The 16,051-nt window shown below is 70.1% G+C and carries 12 protein-coding genes and 1 pseudogene; 9 read left to right on the top strand and 4 right to left on the bottom strand.

Annotated features, from left to right (window positions below; translation table 11 throughout):
- Nucleotides 1-18 precede the first annotated feature (18 nt).
- On the bottom strand, nucleotides 19-1,119 hold the full coding sequence (gene cobG, locus QGN31_RS14825; RefSeq protein WP_014941850.1) for a precorrin-3B synthase: 1,101 nt from the start codon (nucleotides 1,117-1,119) through the stop codon (nucleotides 19-21).
- Nucleotides 1,120-1,221: 102 nt separating this feature from the next.
- Here cobG and QGN31_RS14820 point away from each other — a divergent pair, with 102 nt between their 5' ends.
- The 4 genes from QGN31_RS14820 to QGN31_RS14805 all read left to right on the top strand — a co-directional run bounded on the left by QGN31_RS14820 (nucleotide 1,222) and on the right by QGN31_RS14805 (nucleotide 5,245).
- The gene (locus QGN31_RS14820; RefSeq protein ID WP_043954818.1) at nucleotides 1,222-2,049 is read left to right on the top strand and encodes an ABC transporter permease; all 828 of its coding nucleotides are present in this window, start codon (nucleotides 1,222-1,224) and stop codon (nucleotides 2,047-2,049) included.
- A gap of 11 nt (nucleotides 2,050-2,060) precedes the next feature.
- Nucleotides 2,061-2,816: an ABC transporter ATP-binding protein gene (locus QGN31_RS14815; RefSeq protein ID WP_038536136.1), complete on the top strand. Its 756-nt coding sequence runs from the start codon at nucleotides 2,061-2,063 to the stop codon at nucleotides 2,814-2,816.
- A gap of 103 nt (nucleotides 2,817-2,919) precedes the next feature.
- The gene (locus QGN31_RS14810; protein WP_043955714.1) at nucleotides 2,920-3,594 is read left to right on the top strand and encodes an alpha/beta hydrolase; all 675 of its coding nucleotides are present in this window, start codon (nucleotides 2,920-2,922) and stop codon (nucleotides 3,592-3,594) included.
- A gap of 100 nt (nucleotides 3,595-3,694) precedes the next feature.
- Nucleotides 3,695-5,245: a molybdopterin-dependent oxidoreductase gene (locus QGN31_RS14805; protein ID WP_014384620.1), complete on the top strand. Its 1,551-nt coding sequence runs from the start codon at nucleotides 3,695-3,697 to the stop codon at nucleotides 5,243-5,245.
- 4 nt (nucleotides 5,246-5,249) lie between these two features.
- Here QGN31_RS14805 and QGN31_RS14800 read toward each other — a convergent pair whose 3' ends face one another.
- Nucleotides 5,250-5,450 (bottom strand): hypothetical protein, encoded by a 201-nt coding sequence (locus QGN31_RS14800; protein WP_014941854.1) that lies wholly within the window; start codon nucleotides 5,448-5,450, stop codon nucleotides 5,250-5,252.
- A 56-nt stretch (nucleotides 5,451-5,506) separates the two neighbouring features.
- On the opposite strand from QGN31_RS14800, the gene cobN reads away from it, so the two are divergent.
- Together cobN and QGN31_RS14790 are read left to right on the top strand one after the other, a co-directional pair.
- Nucleotides 5,507-9,082 carry a cobaltochelatase subunit CobN gene (gene cobN, locus QGN31_RS14795; RefSeq protein ID WP_014941855.1) on the top strand — a complete coding sequence of 1,192 codons (3,576 nt, stop codon included), beginning with the start codon at nucleotides 5,507-5,509 and terminating at the stop codon, nucleotides 9,080-9,082.
- A gap of 234 nt (nucleotides 9,083-9,316) precedes the next feature.
- Nucleotides 9,317-9,697: a PPOX class F420-dependent oxidoreductase gene (locus QGN31_RS14790; protein WP_008256371.1), complete on the top strand. Its 381-nt coding sequence runs from the start codon at nucleotides 9,317-9,319 to the stop codon at nucleotides 9,695-9,697.
- A 3-nt stretch (nucleotides 9,698-9,700) separates the two neighbouring features.
- Here the strand turns inward: QGN31_RS14790 and QGN31_RS14785 are convergent, their stop codons facing one another.
- Nucleotides 9,701-10,408, bottom strand: coding sequence for a dienelactone hydrolase family protein (locus QGN31_RS14785; RefSeq protein ID WP_008256373.1), 708 nt, complete (start codon nucleotides 10,406-10,408; stop codon nucleotides 9,701-9,703).
- A gap of 73 nt (nucleotides 10,409-10,481) precedes the next feature.
- Here QGN31_RS14785 and QGN31_RS14780 point away from each other — a divergent pair, with 73 nt between their 5' ends.
- From QGN31_RS14780 to lnt, 3 genes and pseudogenes are all read left to right on the top strand, one after another.
- The gene (locus tag QGN31_RS14780) at nucleotides 10,482-11,003 is read left to right on the top strand and encodes an FxsA family protein (protein ID WP_008256375.1); all 522 of its coding nucleotides are present in this window, start codon (nucleotides 10,482-10,484) and stop codon (nucleotides 11,001-11,003) included.
- A 300-nt stretch (nucleotides 11,004-11,303) separates the two neighbouring features.
- Entirely contained in the window at nucleotides 11,304-12,836 is a 1,533-nt protein-coding gene (locus QGN31_RS14775; RefSeq protein ID WP_085978373.1) for an amidohydrolase, read from the top strand.
- Nucleotides 12,829-15,688: pseudogene (gene lnt, locus QGN31_RS14770) on the top strand (apolipoprotein N-acyltransferase). The gene QGN31_RS14775 and the pseudogene lnt overlap by 8 nt, the downstream one beginning before the upstream one ends.
- Before the next feature lie 9 nt (nucleotides 15,689-15,697).
- Here lnt and QGN31_RS14765 read toward each other — a convergent pair.
- Nucleotides 15,698-16,033: an RNA polymerase-binding protein RbpA gene (locus tag QGN31_RS14765; RefSeq protein ID WP_007770897.1), complete on the bottom strand. Its 336-nt coding sequence runs from the start codon at nucleotides 16,031-16,033 to the stop codon at nucleotides 15,698-15,700.
- Nucleotides 16,034-16,051: the final 18 nt, after the last annotated feature.

Raw genomic sequence — 16,051 nt, 5'->3', positions numbered from 1 at the left:
CGCTCACCCTAAGGCTTGTCAGGTTCGCAGCATCCGGTATCCGTCGCCGGTGGCGACCAGCACCTGACCGGCCGGCGGGCTGCCGCAGGCGCGCTCGCAGCCCACGAAGTGCCGGTGCTGCGCGACGTCGGCGTCCAACGCCTGGGCGGCGTCGGCCCGCACGTCGGCGGCCGAGTGCGCACACCCGGGGCTGCCCGTGCAGGCGCTCACGGTCAGCCAGGGGGAGTTCTCGTCGAACACCAGCCCCAACGGGGCCAGCACGCGCAGCGCGGTGTCGGCGACGGATTCCTGCAGATCGCACACCAGCACCGAGCGCCACGGGGTGATCACCAGCGGCGCCTCGATCGCGGCCAGGTACTCCGCGACCCGCGCGGGCAGGACACCCAGCGGCACCGCGGCCCCCAGCGTCACCCCACCGTCATCCTGACCAATCCAGCCCACCGGCGCCTTGGTGACGACGGGAAAAGGTGTCCCACCCGGCTCGGCGTCGGGTACTAGCCGACGGAGGTCATCCAATTCCTGGACGCGCCAGGCGGTTTCGCGGATCTCGACGAAGCGCGTCGCGAGAGCGACGAGCGTCTCCACCACCTCGCCGGCGGCCAGCCGCACGCCGGTGTCACGTCCGGCGAGCAGCAGCGCGCAACCGTCGGGCGACGCGTGCACGCCGATGTCGGCGCGCAGACCGGACACGTCGGCCCGCCCGTCGTCGAGGCTGAACCAGAATCGGCCGCCCAGGTCCGCGAGGCGTGGCGCCGCGCAGATCGCGGCGTCCAGGTCGCCGACCCAGCCGCGCACGTCGACGTCGCCCCCGGCCCGCCCCGACAGCGGCGACGCGACGATGTTGCGGACGCGCTCATGCGTCGTCGACGGCAACAGGCCTGCGGCCGCCAGCGTCTCGGCCACCGCGGTGACGTCGGTCAGCCCGCGCAACTGCACGTTGCCCCGCGCGGTGAGTTCGAGCGTTCCCGACCCTGACTGCGTGGCGGCGGCGCTCAACGCCGCCAGCTGCGCGGCCGTGAGCATGCCCCCGGGTAACCGCACCCGGGCCAAAGCGCCGTCGGCGGCCTGGTGCACCTGCAGCGCACCCGGGCAAGCGTCGGTGTCACGCGTCCTGGCCACCCGTCCACGGTACGGCCACCGGCTGAACACGGCGGCCGACATTGGCTTCAGGCAGACGTAAACCCTTACCCACGGCAACGGTCGCGCCCTACCGTCGGCACGGTGAGCATTGCCACCGCGCTCGACGCTGCGCCGAAACAGCCCAGGAGCGCCCAAACCGGCGCACCTGGCGGGTTATGGGCGCGCCGCAAATGGGAAATCGTGCGCATCGCTTCCCCGCTGGCGTTGCTGGCCCTGTGGCAGCTGGGCAGCGCGGTCGGTGTCATCCCGCAAGATGTGCTGCCCGCGCCGTCGCTGATCGTCGAGGCCGGAGTCGAGTTGATCCGTGACGGCCAGCTCGCCGCCGCGCTGCAGGTCTCCTCCGTCCGGGTTGTCGAGGGGTTGGTCCTGGGTGGGGTGATCGGGGTCGGCGCAGGCGCGGCAGTCGGACTGTCCCGTTGGCTCGAAGCCACGGTGGACCCGCCCATGCAGATGATCCGCGCGCTGCCGCACCTGGGCCTGATCCCCCTGTTCATCCTGTGGTTCGGGATCGGCGAGCTGCCCAAGGTCCTGCTGGTGGCGCTGGGGGTGGTCTTCCCGCTCTACCTGAACACCTTCTCGGCGATCCGCCAGGTCGATCCCAAAATGGTAGAAACCGCTCAGGTGCTGGGCTTTTCGTTCGCGCAGCGGTTCACCCGCATTCTCGTCCCCAGCACAGCGCCGCAAGTGCTCGTCGGCTTTCGGCAGTCGCTGGCGATCGCGTGGCTGACCTTGATCGTCGCCGAGCAGATCAACGCCGACAAGGGAATTGGCTTCCTGATCAACAACGCCCGAGATTTTCTGCGGATCGACATCATCATCTTCGGACTGACCATCTATGCGCTGCTGGGCATCGTCACCGACGCGATCGTCCGCCTCATCGAGCGCCGCGCCCTGCGCTACCGACACTGAAAGGTTCACGGTTGACAGTCATCGCAGAATCCGACGCCCACCCGCGGGTGCGGACCGAGGTCGCGGGGGAGCTGCGCCACGTCGACAAGTGGTACGGGAATCGCCATGTCCTCAAAGACGTTTCGGTGCGGGTGCGCGGCGGCGAGATCGTCGCGCTGGTCGGGCGCAGCGGCTCCGGCAAGTCGACGGTGCTGCGGGTGCTGGCCGGGCTCTCGCGTGACCACAGCGGCGAGCGCGTGGTGGCCGGCGCCCCGGCCCTGGCCTTCCAGGAGCCGCGGCTCTTTCCGTGGCGCGACGTGCGCACCAACGTCGGCTACGGCCTCACCCGCAGCCGCCTCCCGCGGCCGCAGGTGCGACAGCGCGCCGAGCGTGCGCTGGCCGACGTCGGGCTGACCGACCACGCCGGGTCCTGGCCGTTGACCCTGTCCGGCGGGCAGGCGCAACGGGTTTCGCTCGCGCGGGCGTTGGTCGCCGAGCCGCGGCTGCTGCTGCTCGACGAGCCGTTCGGGGCGCTGGACGCGTTGACCCGGTTGACGATGCACGCCTTGTTGCTGGATCTGTGGCGCCGGCACGGGTTCGGGGTGTTGCTGATCACCCATGACGTCGACGAGGCGGTGGCGTTGGCCGACCGCGTGCTGGTGCTCGAGGAGGGGCGCATCATCCACACGGTGACGATCGACGAGCCGCGCCGCACACCCGGTCATCCCGGTGCCCATACCGAGCGGCATCGCGCCGAGTTGCTGGATCGACTAGGTGTGCAATCGTGAACCGAGAACCGGCCGATCCTTGCGACGTCGAATCGAACTCCACCGCAACGGCATCGCCCGGCTCGCCGTTTGGGATCACGGCCCCCGGGGCACACTCGTGGCCGTGGACACGGTGGAATACGCCCCCGGACGCTTAGCCGACGTCTTCGGCGACTCCCGACGTCCCACCGTCCTGCTGTGGCACGGCATGCAGACCGATGCCCGCGCGGCCTTCGGATCCCTGGCCGGCATGCTCAGCGACCGCGGCGCGGCCGTCGTGGCGCCGGACTGGAATTCCCATGCCGACGACGGTGGCCGGGCGGATCTGTTGGGATCGCTCGAATTCACCCGCGACTTCGCGGGCCCCGGCAACGGCATCGTGCTCGTCGGGTGGTCCATGGGCGGTTGCGCCGCGGCGGGTCTGACGCTCAACGCGGCGCGGTTCGACGTCACCCTCGTCCACACCGTGTGCCTGGCCGGCGCGTTCATGGTGCCCGATCCGCTCTCCGGTCAGGCGCCGACCGAGGCGCTATCGGATGGCCGCGCCGGCACGCCGTTCACGCTGCTGCACGGGCTGGCCGACGACGCCGTCCCCGTGAGTGCCAGCCGGGAGTTCGCCGCCGCCCTGCGCCGCGTCGGCTGGCCGGTCGAGTTGGTGGAGCTCGACGCCGACCATGGTTCGATCGCCGGCGCCGACTACGACCCGGTGGCGGATCGCTACGAGCCCGGCACGAGCGAGGAGGCGCTGCGCGTCGCCGGGGAGGTCGCCACGCGGATTGCGGCCCTGATCGGTCACTGACCGACGCGAATCACCCGTCCGCGAGGCTCAGACGCCCCCCGTCGACGCCACCAGCGCTGTGCCGCAAGAGTTTTCCGGGTGGTGCGGAAGCGCGAGTAAAGTGACGTCGGTGGCCGCGGCTTCGTCGAATGACCGGATGATCGCCGGGGTCGCCGCTGCCTCCGTCGCGCTCGGTGTCATCCAACTGGCCAGCATCCCGTTCGGTGCGCGAGCCGAACCCCGCGCCGCCGTGGGTTCTGCGGTCGTCGACCTGACGCCGGGCCCCCTCAAAGAGTGGGCCATCCAAACGCTTGGCCCGCTGGACAAACCCTTCCTGGCCGTCGTCGTGCTCGTGGTGATCGCGACGATCGCGGCGATCGCCGGGACCCTCGAGACGCGGCGCCGCCCGTTCGGCAGCGTGGTGATCGCCGCGGCGGGCGTCCTCGGCTGCATCGCCGTGCTGTCGCGGCCAGGCGGGACGGCGCTCGACACCCTCCCCACCATCGTCGGTGCCGCGTGTGGCGTAGGGGTGCTGCGGGTGCTCACCCGGCGGTTCTCGGCTGAGCCGGACGACGACGCAGACGACCAGGAGGTGGCACATCCAAGCCGGCGCAGGCTGGTCATGTACGGGTTGCTCGGACTGGGCGTCGTCAGTGGGGTAGCGGGGGCGTTCGGTACCCGGCTGGCGCATTCGGTGGAAGCCGACCGTAAGACGTTCGCCCTACCCCGGCCACGATCCCCGGCGCGTCCGATACCGGCCGAAGTGCAGCCGAAAGGCGTTGCGTTGCCGAGCTTTATCACTTCAAGTGCTGACTTCTACCGGGTTGACACCGCGCTCAGCGTTCCCCAGCTCAGCCGCGGCGACTGGCGCCTGCGGATCCATGGGATGGTGGACCGCGAGATCACCTTGAGCTTCGACGACCTCGCCCGCTTCGACATCGTCGAGACGGTGACCACGTTGACATGTGTATCCAATCCCGTTGGTGGAGATCTCATTTCAACGGGCATCTGGACCGGCTACCGGCTGGCGGAGCTGCTGGCGACGGCCGGTGTACACCGCGATGCCGACATGGTGCTCTCAACGTCGATCGAGGGATTCACCGTCGGCACCCCCGTTCAGGCGGTCACGGACGGCCGCGACGCGTTGCTGGCGGTCGGCCTCAACGGTCAACCGCTGCCGGCCGAGCACGGCTACCCGGCCCGCATGGTGGTGCCGGGACTCTATGGCTACGTCTCGGCCACCAAGTGGGTGGTGGATTTGGAGCTGACCCGGTTCGATCGGGCCAAGGCCTACTGGACGCGGCAGGGCTGGGCGGCGCAAGCGCCCATCAAGACGGAGTCGCGCATCGACGTGCCCAGGGGCGGCCAGACGGTGCCGGTGGGGCCGGTGGTGTTCGGCGGCGTTGCGTGGGCACAAAATCGTGGCGTGCGGGCGGTCGAAGTCCGCATCGGCGACGGCGGTTGGCAACCGGCCGAACTGGGCGCGAGTTATTCCAATGAGACATGGCGATTGTGGCGCTTCCCGTGGCAGGCGAAAAGCCCCGGGCGGGAAACCATCACCGTGAGAGCCATCGACAACACCGGTGCCGTCCAGACCGAAGAGCGCGCCAATCCCGTCCCCGACGGCGCCACCGGCTGGCACACGGTGAACTTCGCCGTCGTGCCGGCGTAGCAACCTATTTCGACGAGAGCTTCCGCCAACTGATCACCGCGATCACTATGCCGACGAGCGCTGTGATCGGCCCGATGACGGACCAGGTGGTGGTGTTGCTCATCGGGCTGCCGCCAAGCACCCCGAACCCTTGCAGTGCCCAGATCACCCCGAACAACGCGACGATCAGCCCAACCGCGAAAGTGACGACGAATCCTCTGCTCATAGAGGGACCCTACGTGCCGATTCGGCCGTCCGAAGCCGCTGCGGTACGAATGACGGGTGGCTGAACCGACCATCCTGCTGCTGTCGACATCCGACACGGACCTGATCAGCGCCCGTTCCAGCGGGAAAAACTACCGGTGGGCCAACCCCTCGCGGCTCTCGGAGGACGACCTGCCCGACCTGCTGGCCGGCGTCGCCATCGTGGTGGTCCGGATCCTCGGCGGCTACCGGGCCTGGCAGGGCGGGATCGACACGGTGATCGCCAGCGGCGTGCCCACGGTGCTGGTCAGCGGCGAGCAGGCCGCCGACGCCGAGCTGACCGGCTTGTCCACGCTGGCGGCCGGCATCGCGGTCCAGGCGCACATCTACCTGGCCCACGGCGGCGTGGACAACCTGCGCCAGCTGCACGCCTTCCTCTCGGACACCGTGCTGATGACCGGGTTCGGGTTCACCCCGCCGGTCGTGACGCCGACGTGGGGCGAGCTGGCGCGGCCGAATGCCAAGGATGTCGATGGGCCGACGATCGCCGTGCTGTACTACCGCGCTCAGCACCTGGCCGGCAACACCGGCTACGTCGAATCGCTATGTGGGGCCATCGAGGACGCCGGCGCACGGCCGCTGCCCGTCTACTGCGCATCGCTGCGCACCGCCGAACCCGAACTGCTGCAACGGCTCAGCGCCGCCGACGCGATGGTCGTGACCGTCCTGGCCGCCGGGGGACTCAAACCGGCCACCGCGTCCGCGGGCGGCGATGACGACAGCTGGAACGTCGAACACCTTGCCGCGCTGGATATTCCGATCCTGCAGGGGCTGTGCCTGACCAGCCCGCGCGCCCAGTGGTGCGAAAACGACGACGGCCTGAGCCCGCTCGACGTGGCCAGTCAGGTGGCCGTACCCGAGTTCGACGGCCGCATCATCACGGTCCCGTTCTCCTTCAAAGAGATCGACGAGGACGGCCTGATCTCCTATGTCGCGGACGCGGAACGCTGCGCCCGGGTCGCCGGGCTGGCGGTGCGGCACGCGCAGCTGCGCCACGTCGCCCCGCCCCACAAACGGGTCGCCCTGGTGTTCTCGGCCTACCCCACCAAGCACGCCCGCATCGGCAACGCGGTGGGCCTGGACACGCCCGCGAGCGCCGTCGCGCTGCTGCGGGCGATGCGCGACCGCGGGTACCACGTCGGTGACCTGCCCGGCGTCGAGGCGAACGACGGCGACGCCCTGATTCACGCGCTGATCGAACGCGGCGGCCAAGACCCCGACTGGCTCACCGAAGGCCAATTGGCCGGCAACCCGATCCGCGTGTCCGCCACGGACTACCGCGCCTGGTTCGCGACCCTGCCCGCCGAATTCACCGACGCCGTCGTCCAGCATTGGGGACCGCCACCGGGGGAGCTGTTCGTCGACCGCAGTAACGATCCCGACGGTGAAATCGTCATCGCCGCAATCCAATCGGACAACGTGGTGCTGATGGTGCAGCCGCCCCGCGGCTTCGGCGAGAACCCGGTCGCCATCTACCACGATCCCGACCTGCCGCCCAGCCACCACTACCTGGCCGCCTACCGCTGGCTGGACACCGGGTTCGGGGCGCACGCCGTGGTGCATCTGGGCAAACACGGCAACCTGGAATGGCTGCCGGGCAAAACCCTGGGCATGTCGGCGGGCTGCGCGCCCGATGCCGCGCTGGGCAACCTGCCGCTGATCTACCCCTTCCTGGTCAATGACCCCGGCGAGGGCACCCAGGCCAAGCGGCGCGCGCACGCGGTGCTCATCGACCACCTCATCCCGCCGATGGCGCGCGCCGAAACCTACGGCGACATAGCCCGTTTGGAACAGCTGCTTGACGAGCACGCCAACGTCGCCGCGCTGGATCCCGGCAAGCTGCCCGCGATCCGCCAGCAGATCTGGACCCTCATCCGGGCCGCGAAGATGGACCACGATCTCGGGCTCACCGAACGTCCCGCCGAGGACTCGTTCGACGACATGCTGTTGCACGTCGACGGCTGGCTGTGCGAGATCAAGGATGTCCAGATCCGCGACGGCCTGCACATCCTGGGCCAAAAGCCCACGGGGGAGCCCGAACTGGACCTCGTGCTGGCGATCCTGCGTGCCCGTCAGCTCTTCGGCGGCGAGCACGCCATTCCCGGCCTGCGCCAGGCGTTGGGTCTGGCCGAGGACGGCACCGACGAACGAACCAGGGTGGACGCGACCGAGACGGTGGCGCGGGAGTTGGTCGCGGCGCTGCAGGCCTCCGGCTGGGATCCCGATGCGGCCGAACGGCTCAGCGACAACCCAGAGGTGGCACGGGTCCTCCGGTTCGCCGCCACCGAAGTGGTGCCCCGGCTGGCCGGCAGCTCCGCCGAAATCGAGCAGGTGCTGCGCGCCCTGGACGGACGATTCATCCCGGCCGGCCCCTCGGGCTCCCCGCTACGTGGCCTGGTCAACGTGCTGCCCACCGGGCGCAACTTTTACTCCGTCGACCCCAAGGCCGTGCCCTCCCGACTGGCCTGGGAAGCCGGTGTGGCGCTGGCGGATTCGCTGCTCGCCCGCTACCGCGACGACCACGGCCGGTGGCCGCGATCGGTGGGACTGTCGGTCTGGGGGACCTCGGCGATGCGCACGGCCGGCGACGACATCGCCGAAGTGCTTGCCCTGCTGGGCGTTCGGCCCGTGTGGGATGACGCGTCACGCCGTGTCGTCGACCTCGCCCCGATTCCCCTGACCGAGCTCGGGCGCCCCCGCATCGACGTGACGGTTCGGATCTCCGGCTTCTTCCGGGACGCCTTCCCGCACGTGGTGACGATGCTCGACGACGCCGTGCGGCTGGTCGCCGGGCTCGACGAACCGGCCGACGACAACTTCGTGCGGGCCCACGCCGAGGCAGATCTGGCTCAGCACGGCGATCAACGCCGCTCGACCACAAGGATTTTCGGATCGAAGCCGGGCACCTACGGCGCCGGGCTGCTGCAGCTCATCGACAGCCGCAACTGGCGTGACGACGCCGACCTCGCCGCGGTCTACACCGCCTGGGGCGGGTTCGCCTACGGGCGCGACCTGGACGGCCGCGAGGCAGTCGACGACATGAACCGGCAATATCGGCGTATTGCAGTGGCCGCCAAGAACACCGACACCCGGGAACATGACATCGCCGACTCCGACGACTACTTCCAGTACCACGGCGGCATGGTGGCGACCGTGCGGGCGCTGACCGGCCAAGCGCCCGCGGCCTACATCGGCGACAACACCCGGCCCGACGCGATCCGCACCCGCACCCTGTCGGAGGAGACCACGCGCGTGTTCCGGGCCCGGGTGATCAATCCGCGCTGGATGGCGGCGATGCGCCGCCACGGATACAAGGGCGCGTTCGAGATGGCGGCGACCGTGGACTACCTGTTCGGCTACGACGCGACCGCTCAGGTGATGGCCGACTGGATGTACGAACAGCTCACCGAGCGTTACGTTTTGGACCCGGAGAACCGGAAGTTCATGGCCGAGTCGAATCCCTGGGCGCTACACGGCATGGCCGAACGGCTGCTGGAGGCGGCCGGGCGCGGCATGTGGGCGCAGCCGCAGCCGGAAACCCTCGACGGGCTGCGCCGGGCGCTACTGGAAACCGAGGGCGACCTGGAGGGCTGACCCCTCCCGCGAGTATGCGGCGGGCCGCACACCCGGCACTCAATGTGCGGCTGGCGGCACGCTGGGCACGAGCCGGCGGAGCCGTCAGATGCAATCCGATCCGCCATCCGGTAGGCGGTGATGGCGGCGACCCCTTCGGGGAGGCCGGCACGGCCGAGGTCGCAGTGCTGGTGAAAGTTGTCGTCGGCGGCAAGGATGTCAACGTCGAATTGCCACGAGCGGTAGGTTGGCACCGTGACACCGACGTTCGCCGATCTCGCCAAGGCGCAATACATCCTGTTGACCACGTTCACCAAGGACGGCAGGCCCAAGCCGACGCCGATCTGGGCCGCCGCCGATCAAGGCCGGCTCCTGGTCATCACCCAGGAACAGTCGTGGAAGGTCAAGCGCATCCGCAACACCCCGCGTGTCACGCTGGCCACCTGCACGATGAACGGCCGCCCCACCAGTGAGGCCGTCGAGGGGACCGCCGTCATCCTCGACAAGTCGCACACCGCCGCGGTCTACGACGCGATCGGCAAGCGCTACGGCATCGTGGGCAAGGTGTTCAACTTCTTCAGCAAGTTGCGCGGCGGCATGGAAAACAATGTGGGGCTCGAGCTGAAAGTGGCGTGAACGCTAGGCCGTCGCGCCGGCCGCCAGGTGTTCGCCGAAGAACGCGAACACGCGGCGCCAGGCGTCCTCGGTGGCGTCCTCGTTGTAGCCGAAGCCGGTGATACGAAGCAGACCCTGGGCGGGAAGTTCGTTGGCGAAGCTGTGCCCGGCGCCGGGGTAGACCTTCACATCGGCGGTGATGTTCTTGTCGGCGATCGTCTTGCGCAGCTTCTCGGGCGCGCCCCGTCCCAATGGGTCACGACCGCCCAAGCTGGCCACGATCGGGCACGCCCCATCGAGCGTCTTGTCGAGGTTGCGGGGCAGGGGAGTGCTGTAGAAGGGCGCGGCGGCACCAAAACCCTTGGGCGACATGACAAGTGCGAACTGGCCGCCCATGCAGAAACCGGCGATGCCCACCTGACCGGAACATTCCGGCATGGCTTTCAGGTGATCGCGCGCGGCCAGGATGTCGGTGAGGGCCCGGCCGCGCTGCGTCTGCAATTCCTTCATGACCCGCGAGATGCAACGGATCCGGCCACCGCGGGCATACATGTTCGGGGTGAGAGCCAGATATCCCGCCCGGGCGATGCGGTCGTTGGCCGACTGCTTGTCCCGGCCGTAACCGAACGCATCGTGGATCACCACCACGCCCGGCCACGGGCCCTGTCCCGACGGCGTGCTCAATAACGCATCGATCGGTCCGTCGGGGGTATCGATCTGAATCGTCGTCATAGCGTCATCTAACTGCAATCGCGAGGACGAGCACCACGGGAACTCCAACGCGGTCCGCGGACGTTGGCCTGACATGGTGTCGCGGCTGTTGCTCGTCTATGCCGTCGTCGAACTGGCGGTGATCTTCGCGCTGGTGTCGACGATCGGATGGGGTTGGACCCTGCTGATGCTGTTGGCGACGTTCCTGCTCGGGTGGGGCATCGTCGCTCCGATGGCAGGGTCCCACCTCATCCGTCGAATCGGGAGACTGCGCTCCGGGCCGGCCGGCTCACGCGACGCGGCCGGCGACGGCGCGGTGGTCAGTTTGGCCGCGCTGCTCGTCCTCATGCCCGGGCTAGTCAGCACGGCGCTGGGCCTGTTGCTGCTCATTCCGCCGGTGCGGTCGGCCGCCGGCCCCGGGCTGGGCGCCATGGCGGTGCGCACGCTGCGGCGCCGGGTGCCCGGAATCAGTTACGCCACCACCTTCCGCGCCGATCCCTATCCGGCCGGTCCTTACCCGGATGACGTCCGCGGCCAGGGCGACTACATCGACGGCGAGGTCATCGACGTCAAGGACGTCGAACCGGTGCGAACCCAGCGCTTCGACGGGCGCTGAGCCGGCGGGGCCGACCACAGTTGCCTTTGCACGTAGCTTTGGGCTGTGGCTGATGGTCCCCTTCCTCCTCAGGCCGTTTCACGGCCTGCATCGTCACGGCACGTGACCGATGGTCCCCTTCCTCCTCAGGCCGTTTCACGGCCTGCATCGTCACGGCACGTGACCGATGGTCCCCTTCCTCCTCAGGCCGTTTCACGGCCTGCATCGTCACGGCACGTGACTGATGGTCCCCTTGATAGCCCGGTGACTCTGCTCGTCAACGGCCGGGTGCACAGCCCCTCGCACCCCGACGCGACCGCGATGGCGGTCCGCGGCGGCGTCATCGCCTGGCTGGGCAGCGACGAGGTGGGGCGCAGCATGTTCCCCGATGCCGACGTCGAAGACGTCGACGGCGGTTTCGTGGCGCCGGGATTCGTCGACAGCCACATTCACCTGACCGCGACCGGCCTGACACTGAGCGGGCTGGACCTGCGCCGGGCCGGCTCGCGCGCGCAATGCATTCAGATGGTCGCCGACTACGCCGCCGCCCACCCCGGCCAACCGGTATGGGGGCACGGGTGGGATGAAACCTCGTGGCCGGACAACACCCCGCCCGGCACCAGCGACCTCGACGCCGTTCTCGGCGACCGACCCGCCTACCTGGCACGCGTGGACGTGCACTCCGCGGCGGCCTCGACGGGCCTGCGACGCCTCGTCGCGGAACTTCCTTCGGCGCCCGGCTTCAGTGAGCAGCGGCCCCTTGCCGGCGACGCGCACCATCTGGTGCGCGCCGCCGCCCGCGCCCTGCTGACCCCCGAGCAGCTCGCCGATGCCCGCGCCGCGGCGCTCGAGGCCGCCGCGGCGGCTGGCATCGTCGCGGTGCACGAGTGCGCCGGTCCCCAGATCGGCGGGATCGACGACTGGTTGCAGCTGCGGTCTCTCGAGCACGGTGTCGAGGTGATCGGCTACTGGGGCGAGGCGGTGCGCACCCCGGCGCAGGCCCGCGAGCTGATGGCCGCGACCGGGGCGCGCGGCCTGGCCGGTGACCTGTTCGTCGACGGCGCGATCGGGTCGCGCACCGCCTGGCTGCACGAGCCCTACGCCGACGCGCCGGACCGCGCGGGCACCTGCTACCTGGACGCCGACGCCGTGGAGGCCCACGTGCGGGCGTGCACCGAGGCCGAGATCACCGCCGGGTTCCACGTCATCGGGGACGCCGCCGTCGCCACCGTCGTGGACGCCTTCGAGCGGGTCGCCGCGGACCTCGGGCCGGTCGCCGTCGCGCGTTGCGGGCACCGCCTCGAGCACGTCGAGATGATCGACGCCGAGCAGGCCACCAAACTGGGTCACTGGGGCGTCGTCGCCAGCGTGCAGCCCAATTTCGACGCCCTTTGGGGCGGCGCCGACGGCATGTACGCGCGCCGGCTCGGCGCCGAGCGGGGCAGTCGGCTCAACCCGTTTGCGCTGTTAGCATCCCAAGGCGTGCCCCTCGCGCTAGGTTCCGACGCCCCGGTGACGGCTTTCGACCCGTGGATGAGCGTGCGCGCGGCCGTCAACCATCGCACCGCGGGCAGCGCCGTCTCGGCGCGGGCCGCGTTTGCTGCGGCCACCCGCGGTGGCTGGCGCGCGGCCGGTGACCGCGACGGCAAGGCGGGCACCCTGACGCCGGGTGCGCCGGCGTCGTACGCCATCTGGGATGCCGGGGCGCTGGAGGTGCACGCCCCGCGCGACACCGTGCAGCGGTGGTCGACCGACCCGCGGTCCCGCGTGCCCGCGTTGCCGCGCCTGGGCCCGGACGACGCCCTGCCGCGGTGCCGGCGAACCGTGCATCGGGGCGCTGTCATCCATGGCTAGGCACTGGTCGGGCGGTGAGGAGCCCCCGGACCAAGACGAACCGGACCAAACCGCCGCCGCCGACCCGGTGGAGGAACGGCCCGACCCGATCAGCGACGACGCCGAATCCGAGCGCGACGACGAGCCCGCCGACGCGCACCCGAAACGGCCCCGCGAGCGCGCGCGGCTGACCGACCGACTGGGGACCGTGGCCCGCCGGGCGGCGACCGGGCTGGTGACCGCGGTGATCGCGAGGCTGCCCGCCGCCCAGGCCGCACTGCTGCCCCGGCTGACCCGGCTGATCTGCGCCGTGGTGGGCGGCCTGCTGCTGTGCGCCAGCTTCCCGACTCTGAACTGGTGGTGGGCTGCCGTGATTGCCGCGGCGCTGCTGGCGTGGGTGCTGACCGATCCCGCGACGACGCCGGCGGGCGGGCTGGGCTACGCGTTCCTGTTCGGCCTGGCCTTCTACCTGCCGCTGTTGCCGTGGGTCGGGCTCCTGGTCGGTTCCGTGCCGTGGGTCGCCCTGTCGGCCGTGTCGGCGCTGTTTCCCGCCGCCTTCGGTCTGTGCGCCGTCGTCGTGCGCCGGCTGCCCGCCTGGCCCATCTGGTTCGCGCTGCTGTGGGCCGCACAGGAATGGCTGAAGTCGGTCTTCCCGTTCGGCGGCTTCCCCTGGGGCTCCGTGGCGTTCGGCCAGACGCACGGACCGTTCCTGCCGCTGGTTCAGCTCGGCGGCGTCGCGCTGCTGTCCATGGCCATCATGCTGGTGGGTTTCAGCGCGACCGCCATCGCGCGGGAGATCGTGAAGTGGTGGCGCGCGGGCCACCCGGTGCGCGGCGCGGCCGAGGGAGCGGAAACCGAGCCGCCGCCGCCCGCGGTGGTGCTGCCCGGCGTCTGCATCTGCCTGGTGCTGTTCGCGTCGGCCATGGTCTGGCCGCAGGTGCGGCACGCCGGCACCGGCTCGGGAGGCGAGCCGTCCGTGACCGTCGCCGCGGTGCAAGGCAATGTGCCGCGGCTGGGTTTCGAGTTCAACGAGCAGCGACGGGCGGTGCTGGACAACCATGTCCGCGAGACGCTGGCGCTGGCCGACGACGTGCGCGCCGGGGCCGCGCCGCAACCGCAATTCGTGATCTGGCCGGAGGACTCATCCGACATCGACCCGCTGGTGAACCCGGACGCCGCGCTGGAGATATCGCAGGCCGCGGCCGCGATCGGCGCCCCGATCCTGATCGGCAGCGTGCTCGAAGTCCCCGGACGCCCCCCGGAGGATCCGCACTACACGAACACGATGATCGTGTGGAACCCGGCCACCGGCCCGGCCGAACGCCACGACAAGGAAATCGTCCAGCCGTTCGGCGAGTACCTGCCGATGCCCTGGCTGTTCAAGCATCTGTCCGGGTACGCCGGCCGCGCCGGGAGCATGGTGCCCCGGCCGGGCAGTGACGTCGTGCACATGGCGGGGGTCCCCGTCGGGGTCGCGACGTGCTGGGAAGTGATCTTCGACCGCGTCCCGCGGCACGCGGTCCTGGGCGGCGCCCAGCTGCTGACGGTGCCGGCCAACAACGCCACCTTCAACAAGACGATGAGCGAACAGCAGCTGGCGTTCGCCAAGGTCAGGGCCGTCGAACACGACCGATACGTGGTGGTCGCGGGCACGACGGGGATCAGCGCCGTGATCGCCCCCGACGGCGGCGAGTTGGCGCGTACCGACTTCTTCCAGCCCGCCTACCTGGACATGCCGGTGCGCCTCAAGACCAAGTTGACGCCGGCAACCCGCTGGGCGCCGCTGTTGCAGTGGATCATGGCGGCAGCGGCCGGGGCGGTCATTTTGGCAGGGATACGGCACAATGGATGGTTCCCGCGTCCGAGTCGTCTCAGGACCAGGTCCTCGGGTCGATCGGCACGTCCTTCCAAAACGGCCGGTGCGACCCCGGGCACATCCCCGCCCGACGAGCACGACTCAGACACCGCGCCCGACGAGGGCGGGGATCGCACGCCGGCAGACAACGGCGGGTGACGACACTCCGTCCCACCCGGGGACGGCCGACTTGCTTTCAATTCGGGCGACACAGAGGAGCTACATGACCACCGGCCAGCCGGCGCCCCACGCCCCGGGCAATCGTCCCAGCCAGCGCGTCTTGGTGATCATCCCGACCTACAACGAGCTGGAGAACCTGCCGGTGATCCACCGGCGGCTCAAGGACGCGTGCCCGCACGTGCACCTGCTCATCGTGGACGACAGCAGCCCCGACGGCACCGGCCAGCTGGCCGAGGAACTGGCCGCGGCCGACGCCGGTCGCACGCACGTCATGCACCGCACCGCCAAGGACGGCCTGGGCGCGGCGTACCTGGCGGGCTTCGCCTGGGGACTGAGCCGTGACTACTCGGTGCTCGTCGAAATGGATGCCGACGGCAGCCACGCCCCCGAACAGCTGCACCGCCTGCTGGACGCGGTCGACGGCGGCGCCGATCTGGCCATCGGCTCGCGCTACGTCGACGGCGGGACGGTGCGCAACTGGCCCTGGCGGCGGTGGGCGCTGTCCTGGACCGCCAACACCTACGCGCGGCTGGCGCTGGGCATCGGGGTGCACGACATCACCGCCGGCTACCGCGCCTACCGGCGCGAGGTCCTCGAGGCGATCGACCTCGACGGCGTCGACTCCAAGGGCTACTGCTTCCAGATCGACCTGACGTGGCGGACCATCTGCAACGGGTTCACCATCGTCGAGGCGCCCATCACGTTCACCGAACGCGAGCTCGGCGTGTCCAAGATGAGCGGATCCAACATCCGCGAAGCCCTGGTCAAAGTGACCCGATGGGGCATTCAGGGCCGCCGGTCGGGCGCGCGGGCTACCAGGGCGGACAACCGCAGCTAAACCGCGCGGTCAGCCCCGTCGACGGGTCTTGATGATCTCGAGGCGCTCCTTGAGCAGCTCTTCGAGTTCTTCGACCGAGCGGCGCTCCAGCAGCATGTCCCAGTGCGTGCGCGGCGGCTTCACCTTCTTGGGCTCGGGCAGGTCGCCCTCGATCAGGGTGCCTTCCAGCCCGTTGCGGCACAGCCAGGTGCCGGGGATTTCGGCGTCGTCGGCGAAGGGGACCTCGAACTCCTCGCCGTTCTCGGTGCGGTACTTCGCGAGCTGGCGCGGCGCCAGGTCATGGTTGCGGTCGGTCTCGTAGCTCACGGCTCCGAGGCGACTGCCTCTCAGTACGCGATCAGCCATGGGTGCTACTCCTTTAAG

This window comes from Mycobacterium sp. 2-64 (assembly GCF_035918375.1).
Lineage (GTDB): Bacteria > Actinomycetota > Actinomycetes > Mycobacteriales > Mycobacteriaceae > Mycobacterium > Mycobacterium intracellulare.
Note: the sequence above shows the minus strand (reverse complement) of the source record. Positions and strands in the feature narration are given on the sequence as shown.

Bases quoted from the DNA above. Each gene is read 5' to 3' on its own strand.
- QGN31_RS14800 (WP_014941854.1), bottom strand. From the start codon at position 5,450: ATGAGCAGAGGATTCGTCGTCACTTTCGCGGTTGGGCTGATCGTCGCG.
- QGN31_RS14785 (WP_008256373.1), bottom strand. From the start codon at position 10,408: ATGACGACGATTCAGATCGATACCCCCGACGGACCGATCGATGCGTTA.
- QGN31_RS14780 (WP_008256375.1), top strand. From the start codon at position 10,482: ATGGTGTCGCGGCTGTTGCTCGTCTATGCCGTCGTCGAACTGGCGGTG.
- QGN31_RS14775 (WP_085978373.1), top strand. From the start codon at position 11,304: ATGGCGGTCCGCGGCGGCGTCATCGCCTGGCTGGGCAGCGACGAGGTG.
- QGN31_RS14765 (WP_007770897.1), bottom strand. From the start codon at position 16,033: ATGGCTGATCGCGTACTGAGAGGCAGTCGCCTCGGAGCCGTGAGCTAC.